The sequence below is a fragment of the Oceanibaculum sp. genome (assembly GCF_022449305.1).
Taxonomy (GTDB): domain Bacteria; phylum Pseudomonadota; class Alphaproteobacteria; order Oceanibaculales; family Oceanibaculaceae; genus Oceanibaculum; species Oceanibaculum indicum.
The window spans coordinates 1-7,563 of record NZ_JAKUSO010000097.1; the positions used below are offsets into that span (position 1 = coordinate 1).

The 7,563-nt window shown below is 65.0% G+C and carries 7 protein-coding genes; 2 read left to right on the forward strand and 5 right to left on the reverse strand.

The window, feature by feature from the left end; all coding sequences use genetic code 11:
- Together MK313_RS17380 and MK313_RS17385 are read right to left on the reverse strand one after the other, a co-directional pair.
- Positions 1–493: recombinase family protein (locus tag MK313_RS17380; RefSeq protein ID WP_416054150.1), on the reverse strand; the 493-nt coding region annotated here is incomplete at its 3' end.
- A 354-nt stretch (positions 494–847) separates the two neighbouring features.
- Entirely contained in the window at positions 848–2,107 is a 1,260-nt protein-coding gene (locus MK313_RS17385) for a site-specific integrase (RefSeq protein WP_287783346.1), read from the reverse strand.
- Positions 2,108–2,109: 2 nt separating this feature from the next.
- On the opposite strand from MK313_RS17385, the gene MK313_RS17390 reads away from it, so the two are divergent.
- Both MK313_RS17390 and scpB read left to right on the forward strand, forming a co-directional pair.
- Positions 2,110–3,063, forward strand: a complete 954-nt coding sequence (locus MK313_RS17390; RefSeq protein WP_228933522.1) for a DUF1403 family protein — start codon at positions 2,110–2,112, stop codon at positions 3,061–3,063.
- Between the two features lie 13 nt (positions 3,064–3,076).
- Positions 3,077–3,778, forward strand: coding sequence for an SMC-Scp complex subunit ScpB (gene scpB, locus MK313_RS17395; protein ID WP_228933523.1), 702 nt, complete (start codon positions 3,077–3,079; stop codon positions 3,776–3,778).
- Here the strand turns inward: scpB and MK313_RS17400 are convergent.
- From MK313_RS17400 to MK313_RS17410, 3 genes are read right to left on the reverse strand one after another with little or no spacing between them, the layout of a single operon-like run.
- The gene (locus MK313_RS17400) at positions 3,750–4,796 is read right to left on the reverse strand and encodes a TniQ family protein (protein WP_228933524.1); all 1,047 of its coding nucleotides are present in this window, start codon (positions 4,794–4,796) and stop codon (positions 3,750–3,752) included. The two genes, scpB and MK313_RS17400, sit on opposite strands and share 29 nt — an antisense overlap.
- Entirely contained in the window at positions 4,793–5,671 is an 879-nt protein-coding gene (locus tag MK313_RS17405; protein ID WP_228933525.1) for a TniB family NTP-binding protein, read from the reverse strand. Before MK313_RS17405 ends, MK313_RS17400 begins: the two co-directional genes overlap by 4 nt.
- Before the next feature lie 6 nt (positions 5,672–5,677).
- The gene (locus MK313_RS17410) at positions 5,678–7,165 is read right to left on the reverse strand and encodes a transposase family protein (RefSeq protein WP_287783353.1); all 1,488 of its coding nucleotides are present in this window, start codon (positions 7,163–7,165) and stop codon (positions 5,678–5,680) included.
- Between the last annotated feature and the right edge of the window lie 398 nt (positions 7,166–7,563).

The window sequence follows — 7,563 nt, forward strand, 5'->3', positions numbered from 1 at the left end:
AAGCGCGCGCGAGCTGGGCGACTGCCCCCAGAACTTGCAGGGAGAACATGCCCTGGGGTGTCGATGTGTCGATCGGGTCGCTCAGCGAGCGGAAATGCGCTCCCTTTGCATTCAGATCGTCGATAACTTCCAACAGATGGGTCACCGAGCGGGCGAGGCGATCGAGCCGAACGACGACCAATGTTTCGCCCGGAGCAATCTCTCGAATCAGCCTGGCAAGGGCAGGGCGAGCGCGCGAGGCGCCGGAACCGTATTCCTCCACGATTGTCTCGCAGCCCGCCGATCGGAGCTCCAGTTCCTGTGCTTCTGTCGCCTGCTCGTCTGTAGAGACGCGCGCATAGCCGATAAGCCGTCCCACAGGCTGATGAGAAGAGCGATTGAGCGTTGATTTGGCCATTTGGGACGCCTGAGAGCCGATAAGAGAGAAATTTTCCAATTGAAGAGGGTATGCATAACTGATCGTTTGTAAACGTCTTTTGAGTGCCTTTTCCACGACCCGAACCGTCAAAACCCCAGGAAAACCGGGCCCTCTCGTCGACCTGAGCGCGGACTGCCGGGCATTTGTTCAATTCAGAAGGCCTCAGACTGCATATCGGCGAACGCGAGTTTACGGGGCAGTCTATGACGGAAGTTAAATTCGTGGTAGCTTCCGCATAAATGCGTAAGACACGAAAAAACAATGCCTTATGAAATTGGAAAGTTGAGCCTCGAGGCTCTCTTGAAGCCGATATCGGCGGCTGAAGATGCATGTGGCTTTTAGCTACCGATTTCAATTGAAGCCGTAAGCTGAACGCCAGACCGCCGAATTTTACTTTGCGGTTTCATGCAGGGAGCAGGGCAGGGGCGTTCACAGTCCGGCCGCCTTGGTGAGGTTGACCCGGAAGCGGTCCCGCCGGCGCTGGTATTTGCGGGTCATTTCCGCCGAGGCGTGACCGAGCTGCTTCTGCACATAGCGTTCTTCAACCTCAGCGGACGAGGCCAGCCCAGCCCTCAAAGAATGGCCCGCGAATTTATCGGCACGGTCTTTCTCGCCGAGATCGCCGCGCACGCCGGCGGCCAGGGCCGCTTTCTTGACGAGACGCGCGACTTCCTGGTCATGCAGCCGATCCGGCCCGACGTCCTTGCCCTGGCGGCGCACCCGCCGGAACAGCGGGCCCTTTTCGATCCTGGCGAACCTGATCCAGGTCTCCAGCGCGACGACCGGGCAGGTGGCATCGGACGATCCGCGGCCGATTTCGACCTCGCGCCAGCCGGTCTTGCCGCGCAGGGTCAGCAGCAGGCCCTTGTCCAGGACCTCGATCCAGCCGCGGCCGTCTTCGGTCTGGTCGCGGCCAAGGTCGAGGCCGGTGAGTTCCGAGCGGCGCAAACCGCCGGCAAAGCCGATCAGCAGCATGGCGTGGTCCCTGAGACCGCGCAGGTTTTTCCGATCGAGCGTTTCCAGCATGGCGATCAGGTCTTCCGGCGTGAGGGCTTCCTTTTGGCGGGGAGGGGAAGCGTGCTTGTTGCGGATGCCGGCGAGCACGGTGGCGATCGCGCGATCCTTGCGGTCGAGCCTTGCGCCGCCGTGCTGCGCGTAGTTCCAGGACAGCGACGACAGCCGCCGCTCGATGGTGGCGACCGAAGCGGGTTTGCCGCCGCGGTCCACCGTGCCGGACGCGCAGGCAGTGATGTAAAGTCCGACCACGTGCGGATCCGGGGGCAGGGGCGCAAAATTCTGGCGCCGGCACCAGGCGGTAAAATGCTTCCAGTCGGAGGCATAGGCGCGGCGCGTGTTGGTGGAGGACGCGGCTTCGACATAGGAGCGGGCCCGCTCGGTGAGCTCCTGAAGGTGGCCCGGCAGGCCAGACGTGGCTTCGGCAAGAGGGGAGGGGAGCCCGGCTGACGCCTGTGCTTTGGCTTCCTCAGTGGATACCGCCGGGCCGTCAGACGGCGCAGCGTCCTCCTGGGCGTGATTTTCGGGGTTCTGGTCGCTGATATGGGGCATTTCTTCTATAAAGAGCAAAATGAACGATAAGGCAACATTATCGTTCTTTTTTATCCACCGACAGGCGGTGCGGTTTTTCTGCTTTTTCGTCGCTATAACCGCACATGCCGTGTAGGCTTGCATTCATGGATTCGCTCGATATCGCCTCTGCTGAAACCACCGCCATACTCCTACCACTGCCAGGCTGGGCCGTGCCGCGGGGGACGATCGCCTGCGAGGCGGACGCCGCCTTCGCCGCCGGCATCGCCCTGAAATCCCTCGACGATCTGGTCCGCGCCGCGCCAGCGTGGGCCGGCTGCTGGCGCGCCCGCCAGGCGCTGGAAAGCGCGGCGGCCGCGGTCCGGCTCTCGGGCCGGAACGAGGAACAGGCAGAGCTCATGGACGCGGTCCTGCTGACCGCTCCCGGCGACGACCCGGGCCCCGCCGGCCGGATTTTTGGGGCGTTCAACAAACTGGCCAACAGGCATGGCGGCCTCACCACGCCCTTTCTCGCCGATCTCGCCGAGCTGATGGGGTTTTCCTTCGACGAGTCCCTGGCCCAGTCCCTCGATCAGGTCGACGCCGCGCTGCAATCGGGCCGGGCGGCGCCGTTCGCCGCCGCCGACCTGATAACAGCGATCTGGTCCACCCGCCCCGATGCCGAAATCCTCGCCTTCGCGCTCGCCGACTGGCTGATCGCCCAAAAACTGTCCTGGGTTTCCTGCGTGCCGCTGCTGATGGGCCAGCGTTATGGCCCGGCCTTCCGCACGCCAGGCGGCCGGGGACGGCTGCACCCGGGCGAGGCCGGTTTCCCGGCGGCTGTCTGCCAGGCGCTCGTCGAGGCGACCCGGACTGCCTTGCGCTCGGCCGGCGACATCGCCCGGCGGGCCGATCGCCTGGCAGCCGTGGCACCAAAAATCCGGACGAAAGGTGCGGACGCCGTCTACCAGAAATTGCTCGAGGAGGCAGCGGTTGCCGGGACTGCGCCCGGAACGGAGCTCTCCCGGTGGGCAAGCACCCGGCTGTTCGACCGGCTTGAGAGTTTTGGGGCGGTGCGCGAATTTTCCGGGCGCTCCTCCTTCCGGATCTATGGGCTTTGAGGGGACGACGGTGATGTCTTCGACGACGGCCCGTAACCGGACGGCAAAGCAAAATGCAGAAATACCGCTGGACAGGGAGCTCGCTGACCTGCCGCCGGACTTGCGCTGGCGCGAATGGATGCTGCGGGTGGAGGCGGTGATTTTTGCCTCCGCCGAGCCGGTCTCCCGCGAAGTCCTCGCCCGGGTCGTCGGCAAGGAGGTCAGCATCGACCTGCTGATCGACGATCTCATGGACGACCTCCTGGGTAGGCCTTACGAAATTGTCTCTGTTGCCGGCGGATGGCAGCACCGCACGCGGGGTGCTTATGGTCCGGTGATCCGGGCAGCGCAGGCGCCGGTACGGTCCCCCGCGCCTTCGCTCTCCAGGACCGAGGCCGCGGTGCTGACGGCGATCGCCTATCTGCAGCCTGTCACCCGCGGCGAGCTCACCCAGCTGTTCGGCAAGGAGGTCAGCCGCGATACCATCGCCGGCCTGCGGCAAGCCGGCTTCCTCGGCACGGGTCCCCGCAGCCCGGCTCCCGGCGCGCCGTATACCTATGTCACGACCAAACACTTCCTGTCGGCGTTCAGCCTGAACACGCTGCGCGACCTGCCCGACATCGAGCGGCTCGAGGACGCCGGGCTGCTCAGCCGTCAGGTGCCCGAGACGGACCTGATCGCGCAGCAAGAGGGCGCGGACGAGGCCCTCAACGAGGACGGGGAGCACGCTCTCTGATGTCAAGATAGGCGGCCAGCAGGGCGGGTAGGTCCGCTTTCGGTGCGCTGCGAGGCGGAGATGCCTGAAGGTGCCCGCCCCGCTCCAACGCCTTCGCGAGCTGCCCCATCAAGGCACCGGTTCCGCCCGCCGCCAGGATCAGGCGCCGCCAATGCACGACGACACCATCGTCGCCGGCCGTCAGCCAGGTGCAGGGCGTGTGGGCGAGCTGCTCGAAGCAGCGCCTGCGCGCCGAGGCGGACAGTCCCGATAAAGTCGATGTTGGGGCGAGGCCAGCGATGGCCGGAAGACGCTGGAGACACTTGAAGAGCGGGCTGCCGCCCTGATTTCCAGTCAGTCTTCCGGTCACCGCCTCCAGGCGGCAGATGTCGTCGATACATCGCTCCAGCCGCCGCGCCGCCGTGCTGACGGCAACCTTCGGCGCGCGGCGCAGATCGAACCCGCAGCGGACGCACAGATGCTGAGGGACGAGGTCGGGCTGGTCGGACGCCGCAATGCCGCTGCCGCAAGACCGGCATCGGTCGCGCAAGCCGCAACCATGGTCCGGACAGGAAATCCACGTCGCCAGCCGCCAGCGCCGGCGGAAATACGACTGGGCGTCCTCGGCCAGACAGCAAGAGCAGTATTGTAGCCATGTCGACCTGCTGCGGCGTACGCGGCTGCGAAGCGGCAGGAGCAGGGGACGCCAGGCAGAACGCGTCAGCGACATTGCCGCGAGCTTCTGCCGCGAGACCCCGGTATGCGTGAGGAGGCAGGCCGCAACGGGCGCGGGAAGCCGGAGGTCGAGAGCGGCGGACCACAATCCTGATCCTGGCCCTGATCCTGGCCTTGATGCTGACCCGAGCACCCGGGCGAAGTCCCGGGGCGCAACACCGTTGGCAATGGCCAGACGATGCAGCCAGCTCGACAGCAGCTCCTCGGACTGCGGCGCGACGATGACCGGCCAGCGCTGCGAGACGACATCACGGTAGCGCGGACCGATGCCTATCTCCAGACCGCGGCCGCCGGCCGCCGTCACAGCAGGGTCTCGCGCAGCAACGGATTGCGACGCTGCGAGATCGGCACATGGCGCAGATCATCGATCCCGGCCGGTGTCATCCGCTCCTCTCCGGATCGGATGGCTGCAACCGCCGCCTTGGTGACGATCGCGACGATCTCACCGATCAATCCCTCCGAAAGGCCGAAGATCCGCCGCGCCAACGGTTCGTCCGACAGGTTCGACGGTCGTGCCAGCGGCAAGGCCGCCTCGAGACTGTCCAGAAGCGTGAGATAGGCCTCGTCATAGGACCAGCGCGGCACGGCGAGAAGATCGAACCGGCTCGCCATCTCGCTGGTGGCGTTGACGAAATCGTAGACGGCCACCTCTCCGATCAGAACCGGAGAGACATCGTATTGGCGGCCGATCCGTCGCAGGAACGCAAACACCGCCTCGATGTCCCGTGTCCGGCCGCGCAGCGCATTGTGGAACTCGTCGAAGATCAGCACCTTCGGTTTGAGGCTGGCCAGCAAATGATCGGTTTGCTCGGCCTGCCGACGGTGAGGTCGGCAGTCGCCGAAGGGCGCTCGCAGGGCCTGAAGAAGACCGGCGTAAAAGTGACCAAGACCTGCCCCCTCGCGCGTCTGAACGACCCATACCTTCTGGACCGGCGAGGTCCTCAGATGCTCGACCGCGAAGCGCTCGGCGATCATTGTCTTGCCATTGGCATAGGGCCCGACCAACATCAGTCCCTGGGTCCGCAACGACAGCGGTCGCAAGAGCAACTCCTCCAGCCGCCGGTGGGCGTCCCTGGCAACCTGGTGCCCGATCCAGCGCGGCGCGCGGACATAGGCAACCCGCTGCTCCGGGTCCCGGTCAAGATACGGCCGGACATGGTCGAGCAGATGATCGGCCATGGCCGGCTACCAATCCTCCACTGGCAGTGTCCGCTTCCGGCGCACGGGATGGTCGGCGGGACCCGGTGCCGGCTCCGGCAGGGTGTCATAGGGCTTTGTCGCCGCGCTGGCGTGGGCGCTGCGTACGGCATCACGCAACTGGCGCTTTGACGGTTTTGCGGCTTGGACAACGGTTGCGATTTCCCGGCGGAGCGCCACTTTTGCCACGCTTGAACGGTGGTTTGCCGCACGCCGGCGGACGCGCTCGCCCTGATGCTCCCACAGGGTCAGGGATGCAAGCGCGCCATCGCGCCGGCCGACGGGCCGAAACTGCCTTGTGTCCGGATCCCGGACATAGACATGGCTGATGTCACGGGGATCGTAGCGCACGTCCAGCTTTCCCAACCGGTCACGCTGTGGAACGAAACTGCCGAGCCACGGCGCGTAGTAGTGCAAGGCAAACAGGCTGATCCCCTGCGGTGACAATTGCCGTTCCGTTCCGGGCAGGAACGACAGGAGCACGCCCTGCGGATCGTCCCCGAAGTGCGGCAGCCTTGCAGCGTTACGGTGCCATTCCGTCATCGGCACCTTCAGCGTCTTGGAATTTTCCTGGCAGTTGTGATCGAGCACGGCGAGAGCCACGCACCGCTCCAGCTCCGCGAAGGTCAGCCGGGCGCGCTGCGCGCACGGATAATCGTCGCGATCGGCAATAGAGCGCCCGGACGACCCTGGACAGGTGGCAAGAACCGCGTTCAGCTTGCCCAGCAACCGCTCGACCACACCGCCCTGATGAACCCGGCCCCGATCGCGATAGCGGATGCGGATAGAATAGTCGTCGCAGCCGCGTTGGAATGCGTGTCCCTTGAACTCCCGGGCGGAATCCGTAACAAGCAGCTGCGGCCGGCCGAACATGGGCCAGGCATGATCGAGACGGCGGGCGGCCAGCCATGTGTCTTTCGGGCACAGCGCCTGGGCGAGGCAAAGGGCGACGGACAGGACCGAAGGCTTTTCCAGAGTGAGGCAGAAGCCGAGAATGCAGCGGGTCGCCACGTCGGTGACGATCGTCAGGTAGGGCCGGCCGACGAACAGCCCGCTGCCGTCGACAACCTCCACGAAATGAATATCGGCCGGCGTATGGTCGATCTGGCAGACGTCGAGCGGACGGGCTGCCTGAATATAACCCGGCCGTGGCTTCAGCCGGTGCAGGTGCTTCGGGTTGGCCGACCGCTTCCCGGCGATCTCTTCGGGCGAAAACAACACCGGGATCCGACGGGCGACCGTAACATAGGAGGGTTGGGGAAGTCCGGCTTCCTCACAACGGGCACGGATCTCGGCGACGGCCGGGGCAAGGGGCGGCGCTTCCAGCGTCAGCCATTGCGTACGCAGCGTCGCGGCGATGATGGCCTCGATCTCTTCGGAAAGCCGTTTGCGCCGGGTTGCGGCACTGCGCGGCACCAGCGCGCTCACCCGGCGTTCGCCGCGATAGCGGGCGAGCAGATTGTAGACCTGACGCATCGACAGGCGCAGCTCCGCCGCAGCCCGCGCAATGGCTGGCTGCCTTGGACCTGAGCCATCGAGAACCCTGTCAAGTTCACGGGCGATCCGACGCGCCGTCGTCCATTGCGCGTCCGAAACCGACCGGATGGCCGTTGACGCCTGATCGTGCAATCGTTTTGACAAACCGGAGGGTCACTGAAATCGTTAGCGAAAAAACGCGTCACTTCTAGACGCTAAACCTAACAGACCAATGACATTTGCCCGATTGAAATGCCAAAGCAAAAGCCACAAGGACGCGTTGGCGCGGCTGGATGAGCGTGTCGCCCGCTCAGAAGTCGGGCAGGGTTTTGCAGAGCGGGCCGATTTCTTCGAGGCTGTCTCCAACATGTGGGTTGCCGGCGAGCTCGTCCATCTGG

Excerpts from the sequence above, each read along its gene's own strand:
- MK313_RS17385 (WP_287783346.1), bottom strand. The coding sequence starts at position 2,107 with ATGCAAGCCTACACGGCATGTGCGGTTATAGCGACGAAAAAGCAGAAA.
- MK313_RS17410 (WP_287783353.1), bottom strand. The coding sequence starts at position 7,165 with ATGCGTCAGGTCTACAATCTGCTCGCCCGCTATCGCGGCGAACGCCGG.
- MK313_RS17390 (WP_228933522.1), top strand. The coding sequence starts at position 2,110 with ATGGATTCGCTCGATATCGCCTCTGCTGAAACCACCGCCATACTCCTA.
- scpB (WP_228933523.1), top strand. The coding sequence starts at position 3,077 with ATGTCTTCGACGACGGCCCGTAACCGGACGGCAAAGCAAAATGCAGAA.
- MK313_RS17405 (WP_228933525.1), bottom strand. The coding sequence starts at position 5,671 with ATGGCCGATCATCTGCTCGACCATGTCCGGCCGTATCTTGACCGGGAC.